A 20334-nucleotide genomic window follows, 5' to 3' on the forward strand; every position below is an offset into this window, starting at 1 on the left:
GTTACATCCGGTGTTAGTGAATGGTGTGGTGGTTTGTTATTTCAATGGTATGCCTTCGAGCGTGTGCGCGAGTTCTCTCATTGATTGAGCACGCAAGCGATTGCTTTGTTCAATGCCATGAGCGACCATTCTAAGTTCCCGAGCAAATTGGATATCTCCCTGAAACAGAGCAAGGAGAAGGGGATTGAAAGGTTGATATGCGGCCCACGATTCGATTGATATGTTGCCTTGCACGATTTGATCAATGATCTCTGCGCGAAGGTTTCGTGCGTCGGGGCCAAGTGCGAAAAGGTACATATCGCGAAACTCGGTGCGGCGTTCCTTTGTGAGTTCTGCACGGGCCGCTTCAAGCAGCACTGATGGCCCGTTCTGAATAGTGTTGTCAATAATAGTTGCATTCTCACGGTGCCATGTATCGAGATAAACTTGTTTGTAAGTTTGGAATGCTGTGTGAACAGTATTCTCTTCGCCAGGAGGAATACCGATGGCAATGATGCCAAGAAGTGCCTGGAGAAGAATTTCCACGTCAACTTGCCGATATTTATTTCGATCACGAAGTATCTGGTCCAGAATGCCGCATAGTGCCTGTGCGGCTTCCTGTGTGTGAATGCGACACAATTCCCGCACGATGAGCGTACGATCTCCATTTCGGTTGTACTCGCCATGTAAACCGGATCGAACAATCATAGAGTCAATCGACTGGTTGTCTCCGTAGCTGCTAAGCGCACGATATGTTGACGCTCGGAAGTCCGAGTTGATTACGCCAATCGGCTTTGCGTTGAGCACTTCAAGCAGTGTGTTTCGGCATTGTTCTGTCTGTAACGCACCAAGCGCATGATCGAGTGGTGCTGCAAGGATATGAGTGTGGTCGAACACGAGATCAACATCGTGATCAAACACGGTTGTTGTTGCCATCGTGCTAAGTTCTGGCAGCAGCCCATTGGCAAGATCACATACTGGCTGCTCGAAGTGTTTCGTACTGGGCCATCGAGAGACGTATTTGAGGGCTTCGAAGAAGAATATTTCGTCGTCGCCGAAGGGTGTGTCGTAGTCGTTGTTGTACCTCCTCGGGCCGCGATTGAATATGTTGGCATTTGGAAGATATGATGGAATGGTTGCTTGCAATAACGCAGCAATGTCCTTTGAGAAGGCACTCGAATGTACTGACAAGTGGGACGCGATTCGGACGGGCACGATTGCGTTTGAGAGCGGATCTCCCTCGGATCTGTTGAAATAGACGTGTAATCGCATGAGCAAGAGTTTCTGCTCAATGATGCTTGGTGGTTGGTTGTTTGACACAACGCGCCGCAGGAGTTCGTTGATTACGGGAGCATGTCGGTATGATGCAGGCCCATCAAGAAATCCATTGATACCTTGGTTTTCTATCTTTGTGTAGGGTTGTATGGGCATTGCAAGAATCAGCACAAGATTCGGTGCGACGGTCACCCAGTTCTTTGCTGTAACCATCGGCCACGCGAAGGTCCCCGCGCCAAGCATGACGACAGCGAGTGCTGCTGATGCCCACTTCCAGCGCCTGCGTGGCCTGCGGAGGAGTCTGGGCGGTTTCGTTTTTGAGTCAGGTTTCCATCCATGCACCTGCACATGCCTGCCGCACTCGGGGCAGACCAGTTCGTGCGCAGTGTCCGGCACGAGCCCTTCCATGTTGTACCAGCAGCGCCTTCGCAACGGCCCAACAAGGAGAAATCTTCGCACGCCATGTACAGCAGGACCCGGACAACGCACACGCCCCTTCGCGCGATCGCCAATGAGAACAGCCCACACCATCAGGACCGCGCCCAGTCCGAGGACGCACAATCCGATGATGTACATGTATGCCGGTGTCATGATGTGATTCTGTGTGAGGTATTGCGTGGTTGCGTTATCAAACTGTCACTTAAGTGTTATAGTAAGGCGTGCGATACCTGCGTGCATGTGTGCTTTCAAAGGGCGTTATGCCAGTTCAATCAACAAAGCCTCGAACTCTTGTTGCCCATTGGCGCAGTGAGTTTGCACGAGAAAACAGACCACGTGCCTCAAGGTTATCAGCCATCTTTGACAACGATCGAGCAGTGTTGTTATCATGACCAAAGAGTGCTTCGGTCAGCACGCTTCTCAGCATCGTGCTTGAATCTCTTCCGTCTTGTATTGATCTGAGTATTTCTGGCTTCAGAGGTTCTGCATCAGAACCAAGCACTACGAGCAGAATCGAGAGATCAACTTCGTCTGGGAAGTCACGAAGTTCTTCTCTTGCCTTTTCAAGCACAACTTCTGGACCTTTCTCCATGGATCGATAAAGAAGCAGTGCTGCCCGGCTGGAGAAATCGTTGCCCATTCTTCGCTCGGTTCTGGCTCGAGAAAGGTCGTCTCGATTAAGCGTTGCCTCATCAAGCTTGAGTGTCTCAAGAGCAATCATCACATGTAGTTTTCTCTCGTGAGGGATGCCGTTGAGAGCAAGGCTTGTGCAGCAACAGGCGACAACGGCGTGATATCCTGACTGCATTGCTGACGGGTTGCTTGTATATCGGGCAGCAGTATCTGTCAGAAGATCGCACATAGCATTGATTGCTTCCTTTGATCTATATCGAGATAATCCCAAGGCAATCATGTATCGTGCAACGTCGTTGGTGCGCTCGTCATAGGCGAGATCGCAAGCTGCTGTGACGAGACGTGAATTATCTACGGTTGCGATCCATGACGCGAGATTGAATGGAGAGATAAACCAGGCTGGCATCTTTGGTTCGAGCTCGGAGACTCTGAGCATTGCGTCCACGCTTGCTTCGGTATTCATCCTGATGAGCGCAGATACAAGCCAGCCGGACAGTGGATGCTCGAACGCCCCGTTTCTCCTAGCTGGGATCGGTTGAGAATCAGTATCAAAGTAACTGACAAGAGAGTTGCTGAGTCGAAGAATATCAGCCTCAAAAAGATCAACATCTTTCTTTTTCAAGGTATAACCGATGAGAGACGCGATGAGATAGTCACGCTGATAGAACGGGTCCAGAACGCCCTGGGTCGGTCTGTCTGGTGTGCCCGAATATGGCAGATATTCGTCTACTCGTGCTGATAGAAGAGTTGCGATGCGTCTATGCGTGGATGAGTGTTTGATTCCAGCTAACTCAGCAATCTTGACAACGTATCGCTGTGTCAGAAACTTGTCACTATTAGGATTGAGCAGTGGATTCATGCGCCAGAGCAGTACCCGTTCTTCGAATGGGCTGAGTTTGAACTGTTCCTGCCTGGATCTGAGTTCCTCGTAGATTGCAAACCTTGGTCCGGTTTGATCGATCATGTCCTGATCCGTGATCGACATCGGAAACATCGCGATAAGCACAAGATTCGGCGCGACGGTTACCCAACTCTTTGCTGTGACCATCGGCCATGCGAACGTCGTTATGCCGAGCAGAATGATTGCAAGTGCTGCTGATGCCCACTTCCAGCGCCTGCGTGGCCTGCGGAGGAGTCTGGGCGGTTTCGTTTTTGAGTCAGGTTTCCAATCATGCACTTGCACATGTCTGCCACACTCTGGACACACAAGTTCGTGCTCGGGGTTCGGCACGAGTCCTTTCATGTTATACCAGCAGCGCCTTCGCAACGGCCCAACAAGGAGAAATCTTCGCACGCCATGTACAGCAGGACCCGGACATCGCACACGCCCCCTCGCGCGATCGCCAATGAGTACAGCCCACACCATCAGGATCGCGCCGAATCCGAGGACGCACAATCCGATGATGTAGAAAACGGTTGCTGATAACATACTTCCTGCCGAAAGTTAGCTCGAACATAATTTTGGATACACTTTCAAGGCGATTCGCTCCCTTGCGGCTGCTGCTCCTCACCGGGGATATCCAACGATACGAACATGTTCAATATCGGCGCAAGCGCCTCTTTGATGTCCTTTGGCTGCCCCTCGTGAGAAGGCGCTCCAATCTGCTCGAAAAGAGTGTCAACACTCTCAGAGATTTCGCTGACTACCTTTGTGTAGGCTCTATCAGCACGAAGATTTGCATCATTTGCCCTGAGAATCGCTATTGCAGAAAGCACGATAGCAGTGGCGCTCAGTAGAGATGTTCCAATACACATAACAGAGCACATGCGATTATTCATCATGGCACTCCCTTAACTCATTGATGCTCACTCTCACAACTTCATGTTGAAGGTGTACATTGCCCCACACGATAATGTCATGAAGCTGGCTTAGGCTCCAGCATGCATCGGTGTCGTGTGTTGCGTGCGCAAGCCAGCCTGCTCAGGATTCTGTCCGAGGCTGTGTGTCTGCATGGTGTCACGCTGACGTCGCAGTGAATCGGGCATCTCCGCGAACATGTCGTTGAAGAAGTCGGCTGACTCTGGCTTTTCGATCTCTGTCGCAGCCTTGACAACCTCGTCAACGATCTTCTTCGCACGCTCGTCCATCTGCTGCTGCATCTCGTCGTTCCAGAGATCGCGTTCGGTAAGCCAGTTGCGCGTGCGGATGATCGGATCCTTTGCCTGCCACGCTTCGAGTTCCTTCGCGTCGCGATACCTGCGCGCATCATCGGCGGTGGTGTGATCGCCGAGACGGTACGTGAATGCTTCAATAAGCGTTGGGCCGCCGCCATTGCGTGCACGCTCAATGGCTTCCTTCGCGACCTTGTACACAGCAAAGATGTCGTTGCCGTCACACTGGATACCGGGCATGCCGTAGGCGACAGATTTCTGTGCGATGGTTTCGCAGTTCGTCTGTGTCTCGCGCGGGACGGAGATCGCCCACTGGTTGTTCTGGCAGAAGAACACAACGGGTGCCTGGAACGAGCCAGCAAAGTTCATTGCTTCGTGGAAGTCGCCTTCGGATGTTGCGCCGTCGCCGAAGTATGTCACTGCAACACGCGGCTCCTTGCGGATCTTGAATGCCATCGCCATCCCGGTGGCGTGGAGCATCTGCGTGCCGATGGGGATCGCGATGGGTGTGACGTTCACGCCATCGGGAATCTGATTGCCGCGTTCGTCGCCCATCCAGTGCAGAAGGACGTAGTGCATGGGGAGCCCGTGCAGGAACATCGAACCGTTCTCGCGATAGCACGGGACGATGTAGTCGGAGCCCTTCTTTGCAGCAAACCCGGAGCCGAGCGCTGCTGCCTCCTGTCCCTTGTTCTGCGGGTACGTGCCCATGCGACCCGAACGCTGGAGTTTGAACGCGATCTCGTCGAGCTGGCGGTTGATGATCATCTGCTCGTAGAGGAACTTCACCTCGTCGTCGGTGAGCGTGTCCTTCGCGAGCTTCTTGTCGAAGTTGCCGTGCTCATCAAGGATAGAGACGTGCTCGATCTTTGTTTCATAGACGACTTTGCGTGGCATCTCGATTCCTCTGTGTGTGCCGACTGGTATGCAGACTCGTGTGAACAGTAATCTTACGCGTGGGATGCAGTTCCTGCGTACGAGCGGTTGTCCTGGAACTCCTTGTCGCCAGCGAACTGCTTGATCGCGGTTTGGTTCGGCACGCGTCCGCGACCTCGCTGATCGGTCGGTGTGCGCTCAGGAATGATGAAGAGATCCGGCGGGAACTCGTTGTCGTACGCCATCGCTGCGTCGGCTGCTTTGAGCATTGTCTCGTCCGCGTTCTCGTAGAGATTGCGGAAGTGCTCGTTGATTGCGATCTCGGCAAGATCGAAGAAGTGCATCGCAGCAGCGCGATCGCGCTCATACTTTGGACCCGAAGCGCCGGAGCGAACGAGCTGATCAAGCTTCGAGAGTGAGCACAGCCATGCATGCAGCCAGATTGATGCGAGCGCAAGGCGCGACTGCACGCTCTGGCGCTTCATCATCGCAGCGTCGTAGCGTTTGGAGGTCTGCTTGAACTGGTACGTCAACTCACGAACGCATCGTGATGCGCGCAGGCCTTCCTTTGTCAGCGACGCATGCAGCTTGCCAATGACCGGGGTTCGCTTGCGGATGCCGAGGAACACTTCCATGCCGAGCGGGACCGCCTGCTTCATGAATGATGGCTTGAGTGTACCGATCGGATTCGACTTTGCAGCCTCGCGAATCGAGAGCATCCACTCTGCGAGCTGCTTGCCGCCGTACCCGAAGATGAATGACCACATCAGATCGTTCGATCCTTCAACGATGATGTTGATGCGCGAGTCGCGGAAGATGCGCTCGATCTCGTTCTCGGTCATGTACGATTCGCCGCCCATGATCTGGACCGCGTCGTTGACCACGCGCCATCCCATCTCGGAGCAGAACACCTTGCAGATCGCGGTCTCGACCATGATGTCTTCGTCGCCGCGATCGAGGAACCCGGTTGTCGCATACAGCACGGAGTCCATCGCAAACGTGAGCGCAGCCATGTGTGCGATGCGCTCCTGCACAAGTTCGTTGTCTGATAGTGGTGAGCCAAACTGGTAGCGTGTTTTGCCCCAGCGGATCGCCTGATCCATCGCGCGCTGGGCGCCGCCAAGCATGCCCGCCGAGAGCGTGCACCGACCAAAGTTCAGGCAGGTCAGCGCGACATTGAGTCCGCGTCCTTCCTTGTGGAGCAGGTTTTCCTTGGGAACTTTTACATTGTTGAACTTGATGCGCGCCTGCCATGTGCCGCGGATGCCGCACTTGGATCGGTTCTTCTGGAAGATATCAATGCCGGGCATGTCTGGCGTGCAGACAAGCGCGGTCACCTTCTCCTTGCCGTCAGCCATCTTCTGCTTGCACATGACCGTAAACAATCCAGCGAGCGCACCGGATGTTGCCCACTTCTTTTCACCATTGAGGATGTAGTGCGATCCGTCTTCGACTACTTCGCAGTGTGTCTCCTGCCCGCCTGCATCGCAGCCGACGTTCGGCTCTGACAGACAGAATGCGCTGAGCCAGTCAGCAGCGAGTCTCGGCAGCCAACGCTGCTTCTGCTCTTCAGTGCCGAACAGCATGACCGCCTTGCATCCGATCGATTGATGTGCAGAGACCATCACAGCCGTTGAGCCGCAGTACTTACCGATCATCTGCAGCACGCGGTTGTAGCTGGTGATGCCCATGCCGAGACCGCCGAACTCCTTACCGATGGTGATGCCGAGCACGCCCATCTCGAAGAGACGCTTCACGCACCAGTCGGGGATGTACTGCTCCTGATCGATCTCGATCGATGGATGCTCGGTGCGCAGATAGTCCTCAAGCTTAACGAGCAGTTCGTCGCAGGCTTTCTTCTCTTCGGGCGAGATGATGTCCGGATACGGGAACAGCAGTTCCTCGCGGATGCGACCCCAGTAGAGGTTCTTGGTCAGGCCCATGGTCGAGGGCTCGGGGCCGAGCAGGGTCTCAGCGTCAGCGAGCATCGCCCGTTCCTTCTCGCTCAGGCCCTTCATGCTCTTCAGATCTGCCATCGTGTCGTCTCCAGCCCGTGTTGGGTGTATGGAAATGTTTCTCTTCCAGTTGATGCGAGATCGTATTGACACTTGCTGACAGAATCCAAACGGACTGTCAGCAAAACAACGCCCCATTCCAGCACGGGAGGGGCTTTGGCCGCATCGTCATCTCAAGCATGTATTTATAGCGCGGGCAGAGGCTGAGGGCGCACGTGCAGATGCCTGACAAAGTCTGATCATTTAGGCATTTCTACGCGGCTCCCATGCACATGTGTGTAGCTCAAAACTTGCGCATAAAACTGAAGCTGCGCATCGACGCAAGATGGGGTTGAAGTTAATAGTGCATTGTGTGGTCACGTATGACATGAGTCTTGGGGCAGTTCAGGGTGAGCAATGGACGATATGTGACGAAGCGACACGTCCAGTATGCTGCCAAGCACTCGTCACCGGAGACACCATGAAATCCATCACAGCCTCTGTTGCAGTCGCGCTCTGTGTGATCGCTTGCAGCGCTACTGCCCAGCCCAACTGCCCGGACCCGCAGTGGCAGCCGTTCGATCCGAGCACGGCGTCGTACCCGGGCACGTATGATGGGAGCGTGGGCGCAACCACAATGTGGGATCCGGATGGACCCGGGCCGCAAACACCCAAGCTCGTCGTGGCTGGGGGATTCTCGCTGGCAGGCAACGCGATCGCAAGCAGAGTTGCCCTCTATGACCCGGACACCGGCGACTGGTCGGCCCTTGGTGCGGGGCTTGACGGCGATGTGTACTCGCTGACGGTACTACCCAATGGCGATCTGGTCGCGGGAGGAGAGTTCACAACTGCTGGCGGCGTGCCAGCGAACAACATCGCACGCTGGGACGGCTCGAACTGGTTTGCCCTCGGCACTGGGATGGACGACAGTGTGCGTGCGCTTGCCGTGCTACCCAATGGCGACCTGATCGCGGGAGGTGGGTTTACCACAGCCGGTGGTGCTGATGCGCACTACATTGCACGCTGGGATGGGTCGAGTTGGTCCACCCTCGGCTCTGGGATGGACGACAGTGTGGTGACGCTGGCCGTGCTGCCGAGTGGCGATCTGGTCGCGGGAGGCTACTTTGATACCGCCGGCGGCGTGCCAGCAGCCAACATCGCGCGCTGGGACGGTGCCACCTGGTCCACTCTCGGGTCGGGCATGAACAGCTCGGTAAACTCGTTGATTGTGCTATCCAATGGTGACCTGATCGCGGGAGGCCAGTTCTATTACGCAGGTGGCATCTACGCGAAGCACATCGCACGTTGGGATGGTGCCGGATGGTCCCCCCTCGGGCCGGGGTTGAATGGCGGCTCTATTGTGTTTTCACTGGCCGTGCGGCCAAACGGCGACCTGATCGCGGGAGGCCACTTCTTTACCTCTGGCGGCGTCAGCACGAACTATATTGCACGCTGGGATGGCACCAGTTGGTCCAACATGGGGTCGGGAATGAACAACGACGTGAGCTCGCTGGCTGTATTGCCAAACGGTGACCTGGTTGCGGGAGGCAGCTTCAGCACAGCCGGCGGTGTGCCAGCTGTTCGCATCGCACGATGGAACGGGTCGAGTTGGTCTCCCCTCGCAATGGGGATAGACGGCCCGTGGGTGCTATCGCTGGCCACGCTGCCCAATGGCGGCCTGATTATGGGGGGCTGGTTCACTACAGCCGGCGGTGTGCCTGCGAACTCGATTGCCAGCTGGGACGGCACTCTCTGGTCCGCCCTGGGATCGGGGATGGGCGGGACGGAGATTCCGGAGGTGGGCTCACTTGCCATGCTGCCTAATGGCGACCTCGTCGCGGGAGGCCATTTCACCACTGCTGGCGGTGTCAGCGCGAAACATATCGCACGTTGGGACGGCACCAGTTGGTTCCCCCTCGGGTCAGGAATGTCTGGGGAAAACTATGCGGCTGTGGGCTCATTGGCCGTGCTCCCCAATGGCGACCTGGTTGCGGGAGGCAGGTTCACCCGTGCCGGCGGTGTCATCGTTCACCACATCGCCCGCTGGGACGGCAGCAGTTGGTCCTCCCTGGGGTCAGGGATAAGTGGGACGAGTTCGGCGGGTGTGGGGGCGCTGGCCCTATTACCCAATGGCGACCTGGTCGTCGGTGGTGTCTTCGATACTGCTGGCGGCATCAGCGCGAATCGCATTGCTCGTTGGGACGGTTCGAGTTGGTCCGCCCTGGGGTCGGGTTTCACCTGGGGTTATGTGAACTCGTTGGTCGTCTTGCCCAATGGAGACCTTGTCGTGGGTGGCGAGTTCAACAATGCTGGGGGCGTTCCAGCAAAGTCCATCGCTCGGTGGGACGGTTCAACTTGGTCTCCCCTCGGGTCGGGGTTGACCGACTGGACTGGGTCTTTGCCAGGGGAGGCTTACTCGCTCGCTGTGCTGCCGAGCGGCGGTCTGGTTGTAGGAGGCCGGTTCAGCTTCGCTGGCGGCGTGCCCGCGAACAACATCGTCCACTGGGACGGCGCCAAGTGGTCCGCCCTCGGGTCGGGGATTGTCGGGACGGAGTTTTCGGAAGTGCACTCAGTGGCCATGCTGCCCAATGGTGATCTAGTCGCGGGGGGCAGGTTCACCACCATCGGTGGTATCGTCGCACCGTACATTGCGCGCTGGGGCTGCGTGCCAACCGCGTGCTACGCCGATTGCGACGAATCTGGCGCACTGGACATCCTCGACTACATTTGCTTTGGCAACGCCTATGCAGCGAACGATCCGTACGCCGACTGCGACAGCAACAGCACGTTGAACATTCTCGATTACATCTGCTTCGGCAATGCGTATGCAGTTGGCTGCCCCTAATCATGTATGGTGCAGAGTACGGCAACAACACCCCAAGGATTCAGGGTGTGTTCTTCTCTGCTGCCTCGTCGTCAGACACGCCTGATCACAGTATTCAGTGGTCACATCGTCGTTGTAAATCTTTATTGTTATTTAGTACGAGATAGAGCGCGAGCTCATGTCCTGACAGGATGGACGCGATGAGCTAGCGTTGCTCGTCTGGATCTGCGAAAAAGTGATATTCCACCAGCGAGAACAAGAATACCGCAACCCGGGGAAGGAACCACAGTGATTGTGCATGTCACGTATTGAAATGCTTCCGAGGCGAAATATGGATCTAGGGCCCATGACTCCACGTCATTATCCACAAACACCGAATACGTCCCTGATTCAAGAGTCAGTCGTGTTGGAAGAACTGTGCCCTCCCATGTGAAGTTATATCCCGGTCCAAAGAATGAACCATTTGATCTGCACTGGCCACCGTTCAGCGTTGCGGATGAAACGCCGATCGAGAGATCCACTTCGGTCGATGTAGTGACAGAGAACGTTATTGAAATAACTGACTTTGCGTGATTGGAACTTCCCCCTTGCGGTGTAAGCGCGTCAGCATACGTCGTAACTCTCAACTCACTTGGTTCAAAGTATCGTTGTTGGTTTGCCAAAGTGTATTGACACGAAGTTTGAAACGCGTTCACGAAAGGGGGGTCGGCATAGACGATGCTGCAAGCTTGGACATAGCTGCTGTCTGTAAGATATGCCAAATCTGCATTCACACTTGCGCAGTAGAAGGCGGCACATGCAACGGCATACAGGCTTGATCTCATCGTTATGTTTCCCATGCAAACTCAACTATGCTACACACAAACACTGTCGAAGAGAATGTTGCAATGATATACACTCTATAATATCCACATTCATCAGTTGCGCCACTATTAATGATAACTGTATTTATCAGATCCTACTCATTCCTCGCAGCGGTCGCGAATCCAACGGGTGAGCGATAGCCGTGGATGTCGTACGCTCGAACGCCGAAGAAGCACATGTCCTTGTTGGCTTTGATCTCGGCTTCGGTTGCTTTGCCAACGTCAAGCACGTTGTCCCACGAGTTGCTGGTCGTGTCGCGCCAGACAACCTCGTACCCCGCAACATCGGGCTCGGGCGAGGGCTCCCAGCGGACGAGCGTGTCGTAGCTGAGTTCCGCTGTCACGATGCGCGGGTTGCCCGGCACACTCGGCGCGTTCGCAAGATGGATCAATATCGCAGCATTCAGGCGAGTGGTATTTGCGAGATAATCGGCGTCGACATACTCGGGCAGATCACCGAACTGCACTTCCTTCCCGTCGACCATCTCCTTGCGCACGTCCTGATGCTGATGGTCGTAGTTCTCCCACATATCGACGATGCGGATCGCGGTGAATCCCTGCTCGTTGAACCCGGTGTGATCGCCGCCTCGAAGGAACCGGTCGGGGCGATGGATCAGTGTCGGCTGGATCACAAGACTGTGCTGCTTTGCGACCTCTGCAACGAAGCGCGCAAGCTGGCGTGACGGGGCATCGCTCTCCGATGAGATCGATCGGATTGTTTGCATCGCACGCCCCATGCGATCGGAGTCAGAGTTCACCGCGTCGAGCGGCAAACCTTCGGAATACACCCGGATGGTGTTGTGCGATGTCTCGCCGCGCGGCCCGACGGGCGTGCCGATCATGTCATTGTTGAGTACGCCCGCGATGTTGCGGTTCGCCTTGCGTGCTGCTTCTGCGTGCATGCGCGCGCCGATCAATCCCTGTTCCTCACCGGTGGTTGCCATGAAAACGATCGTTGCGTCGAGCGGCACATTCGCGAGCACGCGCGCCAGTTCCATCAATGCAGCCACACCTGATGCGTCGTCGTTTGCGCCGGGCGCATCACTCTCTGCATCCATTGCGTCGGAAGCTCGACTATCGAGATGCCCGAGGATGTAGTAGTACCGGTCCTTTGCTTCGGGCATGGTGCCGGGGAGTGTCGCGATGACGTTGACGACTTCAGCGCCATCCGGAATCCGGCGTGAGGGTGGGGCCTGATGCGGATCGAATGCTGGCTCAAGGCGACCGCCATAGCTGGTAAACTGATCATGGACCCATCGCCTCGCTGCGCCGATCCCACGCGTGTCGGACTCTGTGTTCGAGAGTGTGTGGCGCGTGCCGAACCCGACGAGGGAGTTGATGGTTGACATCAGGCGTTCGGCACTGATCTGTCTGTTGATCCGTGCGACGGTCTCGACTGGTGCTTCTTGTGCGAGTGTGGGCATAGCAAAGCCTCCAATCACGACGGCGAAGAGCGAAGTGATGCGTGCGTGTGGCATGGTGGATTCTCCGGGAAGTGGGAAGAACAGCCTGAACTGTACTCAACGGAGCAAAGACAGGGTTTGTTCCGAGTGACAGCTGTATGCAAGACTGGTCTACCACGCCAATGATCCTGCAATGGAACGAGTGCTCATACAGAATGGCCGGGTGATTGATCCAGCGTCCGGACGCGACGAGATCTGCGATGTTGCTGTTGCGGATGGAAAGATCGTCGAGATCGGCACGGGGCTTTCTGCTTCGGCTGCTGACACTGTCATCAATGCGGATGGTCTGATCGTCGCGCCGGGGTTGATCGACCCGCACGTGCATCTGCGCGAGCCCGGGCAGACGCACAAGGAAACGATCGAGACCGGATCACACGCAGCTGTTGCTGGTGGATTCACGACTGTCTGCTGCATGCCCAACACATCACCCGCACTCGACTCGGTTGAGCAGATCGAGTTTGTCAGTGCGCGTGCGAAAGCCGCACAGTGTCGCGTCTTTCCTGTTGCAGCGGGCACCGTCGGACGCAAGGGCATGCAATCGACGGATGTTGCTGCACTCGTGAAGGCTGGCGCAGTCGCGATCTCTGACGATGGCGATGCGATCGCGAGCGAACGCATGATGCTGGCAGTGTTCGAGCAGTGTGCATCAAGCGATGTCGTGTTCATGCAGCACTGTCAAGATCCAGCGATGACTGTCGGAGCGCAGATGCATCAGGGAAGTGTCTCTGCTGCACTCGGTTTGACTGGCTGGCCCCGCGAAGCGGAAGAAACGATCATTGATCGCGACATCGCGCTCGCACGCAAGACCAACGCAAGGTACCACGTTCAGCATCTCTCCAGTGCGGGCTCGATCGAACTGATCCGTGATGCTCGCAAGGAAAAACTCCATGTGAGTGCCGAAGCATCGCCGCACCATCTGCTTTTGACACATCATGTGATTGACCGCGGACCGGACGGAAACGCGTTCGGCGCGGGGCCGTGGCCGATCGCAAAGGTAAACCCACCGATCCGTGAAGCGACCGATCGTGCTGCGATTGTGCGTGCTGTTGGGGCGGGTGTGATTACTGTGCTGGCGACCGATCACGCGCCGCACACCATGGACGAGAAGGACGTGCCGTACGAACACGCGCCGATGGGCATGATCGGTCTTGAGTTCGCATTGGGGCTTTACGGCAGGGCCCTCATCGCGTCGGGTGCGATCGACTGGCCGAGGCTTCTCGCGATGATGACGATTGAGCCTGCGAAGCTCTGCAATCTGGACCGTTCAGGACTGGGTACGTTGCAGGAAGGCGGGATCCCAGACATCACGATCATCGATCCAAGCGCCGAGTGGAAGCCATCGCGCGACGACTGCAAAGGCAAGAGCTGGAACACGCCGTTCATTGAGCCAAGCCTTGGCATCTCGTGCCTGGGTCGTGCTGTGCTGACAATGGTGGGGGGCGAGATTCGGCATCGCATGATTCCCTAAGTAAGTCTCATGAGTGACGAACCGACGCAATCCCGACGATTCCTTCGCGTGCTCGTGGTCTGCCCGTCGTGGGTGGGCGATGTCGTCATGGCGACACCCGCGTTGCGATTGATCCGCGATTCAATGCCGGGTGTGTTTCTTGGCGCGCTGGTCAGGCCCGGGATCGATCAGGTGCTGTCGGGGACCACGTTCTTTGACGAGATCCACGTTGATCGCGCTGCGGGTGTCATGGGCCCGAAGATGGCTGGCGCAAAGATCAGGCCGCGCAAGTACGACGCAGCGCTGTTATTTTCGAACTCCTTGCGGACAGCGCTCGTGACACGCATCGCAGGGATACCGCGACGGATTGGATACGCCCGCGACGGGCGCGGCGTGCTTCTAACAGATCGACTAACTGCGCCGCAGCGCGACGATGATGCGCCGGGTTCTGGCAAGTGGGCGATTGTGCCCGCGTGCATGTACTACTGGCACGCTGCGCAGTATCTGTGCGATGTTGCTGCGAACAACTCGTCAAAGACCGACACACTTCGAAATGTGAACACTGTGCTGCAAGCAGATACGCCACTTCCTGCGCACGCGCGCATAGAACTCGGTACAACAGACGAGGATGAGAGCGCAGCAAACGAGGTGCTTCGCAGTGCTGGGGTTGAGCCAGACGACACGTATGTGATACTTAATCCGGGCGGCAACAACGAAGCAAAGCGATGGCCTGCGGATCGATTCGCTGCGATCGGTTCGTACATCCACGACACGTTCGGGTTGCGTGTGCTGGTCTCGGGCGCGCCGAACGAACGCGAGTTGTGCGATGCAATTGCACAGCAGGTCGGCGACGGCGCAGTGTCACTTCCTGCGCATGGTCTGACGCTGGGCTCACTCAAATCGATCATCAGGCGGAGCGAATTAATGCTGACGAACGACACGGGGCCGCGTCATATGGCTGCGGCGTTCGATGTGCCGTTGATCAGCCTGTTCGGGCCGACGGACCATCGCTGGACAACCATCCCTGCACCCGCTGGCGAGCGGATCATCGTTGCGGATCCCACGCTCGATCCGAAGGAATCTTCCAACGATCATCCGGACCGCTGCGCTATCGACAGGATTACGGTCGAAGCGGTACGGGATGAAGTGGGCGAGATGCTCGCGACACGGCTGGCGAACTGATAATCGGACGCTGATCATGGGGCATGGTTTGACCGTCCGGGGCTTACTCCTACAGTTTGGGCCCGGGTCAGCCGACTGCCTGTGCTCGGGGTAAGACATTCTTTGCGGGGGCGTAGCTCAGCTTTGGTAGAGCGCTTCCATGGCATGGAAGAGGTCGAGAGTTCGAGTCTCTTCGCCTCCACGTGATGAGCACGGGTCGGACCAGCCTCCGACCCGTGTCTTTGATTTTCGGTGCTGTTCTTCCTTGATTCTGTGTCCGGATTTGGCCTCTGTGGGTCATGCGTCTACACTCTCCGCCCACAACAGCCGATGCATTTCGGCTGCTGTGAGGAAACCCCGCGGGGCGGTAACTCAATTTGGTAGAGTGCCAGCTTTGCAAGCTGGAAGTTGAGGGTTCGAGTCCCTTCCGCTCCATTTCTCACCATCTTCACAGCAGCGACATCTCAGAGACGAAAGGACGCAGCATGGCTGGCGCACATTACGACGTGGTCGTTATTGGTGGAGGGCCGGCCGGCTACGTCGGCGCGATCCGGGCTGCCCAGCTCGGATTCAAAGTCGCCTGCGTCGAGCGTGCAAAGCTCGGCGGCGTGTGTCTTAACTGGGGCTGCATCCCGTCCAAATCACTGCTCTCAAATGCCGAGTTGATGGAGAAACTCCACAAGCCCGATTTCTGGGGGCTCAAGATCGGCGGCAAGGTTGATCTCGACTGGGACAAGATCATCGGTCGCAGCCGCGATGTCGCTGGTAAACTCAACAACGGCATCGGATTCCTCTTCAAGAAGAACAAGATCACCCACATCGAGGGCAACGCGAAGATCGTTGCTGCTCGCAAGGGAAGTTCGCCCTGCAAGATCGAGATCCAGGATTGTGCTGTCCAGGAAGAGTTGACCAGCGCGCCAGCAAAGCCCGGCAAGACGCGCGAGACGATCACTGCGGATCATGTCATTGTCGCGACAGGTTCGGTCGCGCGCGATCTGCCGTTTGCAAAGTTTGATGGCAAAATGATCTGGGGCGCTCGCGAGGCGATGTACAACAAGGAACAGCCCAAGAGCCTTATCGTTGTCGGCGCTGGCGCAATCGGGATGGAGTTCGGCTACTTCTACCACCAGATGGGGACGAAGGTCACCATCATTGAGATGCAGGATCGCATCCTGCCAGTCGAAGATGGCGAGGTCTCCAAGGCGATGGATCGCGTCTACAAAAAGGAAGGCTACGACATCCGCACGTCCACGATGACGATGAACATCGAGACGACGAAGACGGGTGTCAAGGTCACCGTCGCGCCCATGAAGGATGGCAAGGCTGACGAATCGAAGAAGGAAGTGCTCAGTGCTGACCGCGTGCTGCTCGCGATCGGTGTGAAGGGACGCACAGACGGCCTGTGCGATCCGTCGCTTGGACTCAAGATCGAGCGTGATCACATCGTGACCGACTTTGTGCCCGGCAAGACACGCAACGAAGCGATCGATTACAAGACAAATCTTGAGGGCATTTACGCGGTGGGGGATGTGATTGGCCCGCCGTGGCTCGCGCATGTGGCGAGTGAGGAAGCGATCCTGTGCGTCGAGCGCATCGCGTGGCGCAAGGATCCGAAGAAGCACCACGAGCCATACCCGATGGACTACACGATCATCCCCGGCTGCACATACTGCCAGCCGCAGGTTGCCAGTGTCGGGTTCACCGAGGAAGCGCTCAAGGCGCAGGGGCTCAAGGCCGGCGAGGATTACCAGGTCGGCAAGTATGGGTTCACTGCGCACGGCAAGGCGATTGCAGCAGCGCACACAGACGGATTCGTCAAGATCATCCGCGGCCTTCCCCGTGGTGAGATTCTCGGCGCGCACATCATGGGCGATCAGGCGACCGAGCTCATTGCTGAGATGAGCCTTGCGCGTCGACTTGAAGCAACCAGCGAGGAACTCATCGCAACCGTTCACGCGCACCCAACGATGCACGAGGCGATCCACGAAGCGGCTCTCGCGTCAGAAGGTCGCGTTATTCACGCGTAAAGTTGAACCATAAGTTGGCACGCATACACAGGAGCAGAACTATGGTTCCCAGAAGAGTGGCTTCGCTGCGTTCAAAGTTCATTCCCACCATCACACTCGGCGCGATTCTGTGTATTGCAGGCTGCGCTCAGGACGAGTCACACACTATGTCACACACACGCACGGGCCTTGTTACACTCCGCGGGAATGCGATGACACTCGAGGGTGATGGTGTGAGGGTCGGCCAGACCGCGCCCGATTTCACCGTGCTCGGTAACGACATGTCGCCGGTCAAGCTCAGCGACTATCGCGGTAAGACCGTCATTGTCAGCTCCGTTCCGTCCCTTGATACGCCTGTGTGCGATCTTGAGACGCGCACATTCAACGAGAAGGCGTCGGCGCTTGGCGACAATGTCGTGGTCCTGACGATCTCCATGGACCTGCCCATGGCACAGAAACGCTGGTGCGGTGCGCACGGCGTTGAGCGGATTGTGACCGCGAGCGACTTCAAGGATCGCGACTTCGCGCACGCGTTCGGGCTTCGCATGAGCGAGAACGGTCTGCTCGCACGGGCAGTGTACGTCGTCGATCCAAGTGGCGTGATTAGATATGAGCAGATCGTGTCGGAGATCGCCAGCGAGCCTGATTACGACGCGGTGCTCGCTGCTGCAAAGTAAACAATAATCGATCGTGACTGAGACACCGAACCATCACGAGCGCGCGGCTGGCGGGCTGGTTGTGCCAATGACGTCGCGCGATCCGCACGAGCAGCATCGCGCAGCGACGCCGCTCGAACTGCTCTACGACCTCTGCTTTGTCGTCGCGATTGCGCAGGCGGCAGCAGGATTGCATCACGCGATCGCGCACGGTCAGGGGTTCGGGCCGGTGCTCTCGTTTGGGCTCGTGTTCTTTGCGATCTGGTGGGCTTGGATGGGGTTTGCCTGGTTCGCATCCGCGTTTGATACTGACGACGTGGTGTATCGATTGAAGGTGCTGGTGCAGATGGTGGGGGTGCTGGTGCTTGCGGCGGGTGTGCCTCGCGCGTTCGAGCACACGGACTACAGGCTTATCACAGCCGGGTATGTCATTATGCGCCTCGGGCTTGTTGCGCAGTGGCTGCGTGCTGCAAAGGCGTCGCCGGAGTATCGCACAACCGCGCTTCGATACGCGATCGGTATTGTGATGTGCCAGGTCGGCTGGGTGCTGTTGCTTCTTCTTCCTCATGATCAATGGATGTATGGCTGGCTAGTGTGCGCGCCGCTCGAACTGTGCGTACCAGCGTGGGCAGAGCGCGCAAAGCCGACAAGCTGGCATCCGCATCACATCGTGGAACGCTATGGGCTCCTGACGATCATCGTGATCGGTGAATCCGTCCTTGCTGCGACAATGGCAATCGAGCAGGCGCTCGATGCCCACGGCATCTCGGCATCATTGTGGGTTGTGATCGTGTCGGCACCGGTCATCATCTTCTCGATGTGGTGGTTGTACTTTGCACGGCCCCAGCACACGATCCTGACAACGTCCCGGCGCGCATTCCTCTGGGGATATTCGCACTACTTCGTGTTCGCTTCAGCGGTAGCGGTTGGTGCGGGGATCGGGGTCTCGGTTGACGACGCAACGCATCACACCGAGCACCTGTCCGGACTGTGGGCCGGTTACGCGGTGTCGATTCCTGTGGCGGTCTATCTGCTGAGTCTGTGGTTTGCACAGTCGAGGTGCATGCCGCTCAAGCACGTCGTGTCGGTCGCGTACTTTGGAGCGATTGCTCTTGTGCTGCTCGCGCCGTTCACTTCGATCAGCGTCGCGATCGTCGCGGGAACGCTGGCTGCATTAACAATGGCGGTGGTGGTTGTGTATCACAATGCAGTCGAATGACGCTGCGGCTGGATTAGCAGTACTCACCGCACGAGCTTACGAGTGGCACCCATACCTGAAGCTCTCGAAAACCTCGCTGCTTTTACTGGTCCGGAATATCCGCTTCAATAAGCAACGCCAGAAGCGTGAGCGATTCCTGCCAACCCGAGTAGCAGAACTCGACCGGTATCTGCGGTGGCACGTTTTCCTGCACGATGTTCAGCTCCGTGCCGCACGCAACGGGCCTGAGTTGTATCGTCACCGACATCTCGTTTGACAGTTCGGGATTGTCGAACGCGTCAACGTATCGGATCGTCGAATGCGGCGTGAGCTCCACGTACGTTCCGCCGAACGAGTGCGACGTGCCGGTACGGAAGTTCGTGAACGACATCTTGTATGTGCCGCCGACGCGCGCGTCTATGTGATGAACGGTTCCCACAAAGCCGTGCGGCGCCATCCACTTGCACAGAGCCGCGGGATCGAGGAACGCCTTGTACACGTGCTCGGCGGGCGCACGAAGGATGCGGTGCAACCGAACGGTATTGCCTGATGCGGTATCTGCCATTGGTGGGTCCTGTGTAAGTGTGTGTTGCGGCGATTATTTCGGTTTACTCACTGTATTCCGGAGCTTCATTGATGGGCGGGATGACGGCGGGGCGAAGATACAATAGTGGCAATGAAAAACACGATGGTGTCCCTTCTTCGCTTCACCATAGTGCCGGGAGTGCTCGCTCTCGTCCTCACGTTTGCATGTGCGTTTGCTTCGGTGCTCATCCTAGATTCAAGGATTGGCACATGGATGATGCCACGTCTACAAGCCTACGCGCTGCATTCCAAGGACAGGCCGGAGTGGTATATACGTGAACTCTCATGGACGATTGGAGGTGCATACGACGGAAACACAATCAAGGATGACAGTTGGTTCCTGCCCGATGAGAATGGCAACACGGCGTGGGATGTTCTGAACATACGTCGTGCCGACGCATATCCCGATCGCATCATTGCATTGCATGAAAAGCGGCGATACTTTGTGTTTGAGATCAAGTCGTATGGCTTTCCATTGCCGTGTGTCTATCGGATCGACTATGCAATGCTTGGCGGCCCCAAGAAGGGGCGGGACAAGACGTATGCGCGACGAATCCATGTCCCGATGTATGGCTCTGTTCACGTACCCGTTGGTGTCTATCCCCTTGCGCTGGCCGTCAACGTGCTTTGTATGTTTGGATGTGTCATCGGCGCAAGGTGGTTCGTTACAAGAAGAAAAAGAACATGGAGGCGAAAACGGGGTCGTTGTGTGAAGTGCGGATACGACATGAGCGGTCTCGAGTCTGATCGCTGTCCAGAGTGCAATACAGAGTTAGATTGCGACCGTGTTCACAGCGGTTCAAACGGAACATCTGGATCATAGC

The 20334-nt window shown here is 56.8% G+C and carries 14 protein-coding genes and 2 tRNA genes; 9 read left to right on the forward strand and 7 right to left on the reverse strand.

Translation table 11 applies throughout. The annotated features are described in order from the left end of the window. Positions 1 to 36: 36 nt before the first annotated feature. From H6815_12765 to H6815_12785, 5 genes are all read right to left on the reverse strand, one after another. A complete protein-coding gene (locus tag H6815_12765) occupies positions 37 to 1845 on the reverse strand; it encodes a hypothetical protein (GenBank protein MCB9861314.1) in 1809 nt (602 codons plus the stop codon). A gap of 115 nt (positions 1846 to 1960) precedes the next feature. After that, positions 1961 to 3754, reverse strand: coding sequence for a hypothetical protein (locus H6815_12770; protein ID MCB9861315.1), 1794 nt, complete (start codon positions 3752 to 3754; stop codon positions 1961 to 1963). Positions 3755 to 3798: 44 nt separating this feature from the next. Continuing rightward, the gene (locus H6815_12775) at positions 3799 to 4104 is read right to left on the reverse strand and encodes a hypothetical protein (GenBank protein ID MCB9861316.1); all 306 of its coding nucleotides are present in this window, start codon (positions 4102 to 4104) and stop codon (positions 3799 to 3801) included. Positions 4105 to 4194: 90 nt separating this feature from the next. Then, positions 4195 to 5334, reverse strand: coding sequence for a pyruvate dehydrogenase (acetyl-transferring) E1 component subunit alpha (gene pdhA, locus H6815_12780; protein MCB9861317.1), 1140 nt, complete (start codon positions 5332 to 5334; stop codon positions 4195 to 4197). A 53-nt stretch (positions 5335 to 5387) separates the two neighbouring features. Beyond that, positions 5388 to 7349, reverse strand: coding sequence for an acyl-CoA dehydrogenase family protein (locus tag H6815_12785; GenBank protein ID MCB9861318.1), 1962 nt, complete (start codon positions 7347 to 7349; stop codon positions 5388 to 5390). Between the two features lie 439 nt (positions 7350 to 7788). Here H6815_12785 and H6815_12790 point away from each other — a divergent pair, with 439 nt between their 5' ends. Next, on the forward strand, positions 7789 to 10152 hold the full coding sequence (locus H6815_12790) for a hypothetical protein (protein MCB9861319.1): 2364 nt from the start codon (positions 7789 to 7791) through the stop codon (positions 10150 to 10152). 937 nt (positions 10153 to 11089) lie between these two features. Here H6815_12790 and H6815_12795 read toward each other — a convergent pair. Next, positions 11090 to 12472, reverse strand: coding sequence for a M20/M25/M40 family metallo-hydrolase (locus H6815_12795; GenBank protein MCB9861320.1), 1383 nt, complete (start codon positions 12470 to 12472; stop codon positions 11090 to 11092). Positions 12473 to 12590: 118 nt separating this feature from the next. On the opposite strand from H6815_12795, the gene H6815_12800 reads away from it, so the two are divergent. The 7 genes from H6815_12800 to H6815_12830 all read left to right on the forward strand — a co-directional run bounded on the left by H6815_12800 (position 12591) and on the right by H6815_12830 (position 18946). Beyond that, on the forward strand, positions 12591 to 13925 hold the full coding sequence (locus tag H6815_12800) for a dihydroorotase (GenBank protein MCB9861321.1): 1335 nt from the start codon (positions 12591 to 12593) through the stop codon (positions 13923 to 13925). Between the two features lie 9 nt (positions 13926 to 13934). Beyond that, the gene (locus H6815_12805) at positions 13935 to 15086 is read left to right on the forward strand and encodes a glycosyltransferase family 9 protein (GenBank protein ID MCB9861322.1); all 1152 of its coding nucleotides are present in this window, start codon (positions 13935 to 13937) and stop codon (positions 15084 to 15086) included. Between the two features lie 106 nt (positions 15087 to 15192). After that, positions 15193 to 15267 (forward strand) — tRNA-Ala (locus H6815_12810). Positions 15268 to 15426: 159 nt separating this feature from the next. Further along, positions 15427 to 15500, forward strand: a tRNA-Ala gene (locus tag H6815_12815). A 50-nt stretch (positions 15501 to 15550) separates the two neighbouring features. Then, positions 15551 to 17092: a dihydrolipoyl dehydrogenase gene (lpdA, locus tag H6815_12820; protein ID MCB9861323.1), complete on the forward strand. Its 1542-nt coding sequence runs from the start codon at positions 15551 to 15553 to the stop codon at positions 17090 to 17092. A 146-nt stretch (positions 17093 to 17238) separates the two neighbouring features. Then, a complete protein-coding gene (gene tpx / locus H6815_12825) occupies positions 17239 to 17748 on the forward strand; it encodes a thiol peroxidase (GenBank protein ID MCB9861324.1) in 510 nt (169 codons plus the stop codon). A gap of 67 nt (positions 17749 to 17815) precedes the next feature. Then, entirely contained in the window at positions 17816 to 18946 is a 1131-nt protein-coding gene (locus tag H6815_12830; GenBank protein ID MCB9861325.1) for a low temperature requirement protein A, read from the forward strand. Positions 18947 to 19028: 82 nt separating this feature from the next. Here H6815_12830 and H6815_12835 read toward each other — a convergent pair whose 3' ends face one another. Next, positions 19029 to 19490: an SRPBCC family protein gene (locus tag H6815_12835; GenBank protein ID MCB9861326.1), complete on the reverse strand. Its 462-nt coding sequence runs from the start codon at positions 19488 to 19490 to the stop codon at positions 19029 to 19031. Between the two features lie 111 nt (positions 19491 to 19601). Between H6815_12835 and H6815_12840 the strand changes: the two genes are divergently transcribed. Continuing rightward, positions 19602 to 20333, forward strand: coding sequence for a hypothetical protein (locus tag H6815_12840; GenBank protein ID MCB9861327.1), 732 nt, complete (start codon positions 19602 to 19604; stop codon positions 20331 to 20333). Position 20334: the final 1 nt, after the last annotated feature.

The sequence above is a fragment of the Phycisphaeraceae bacterium genome, from assembly GCA_020639155.1.
Classification (GTDB): Bacteria; Planctomycetota; Phycisphaerae; order Phycisphaerales; family UBA1924; genus JACKHF01.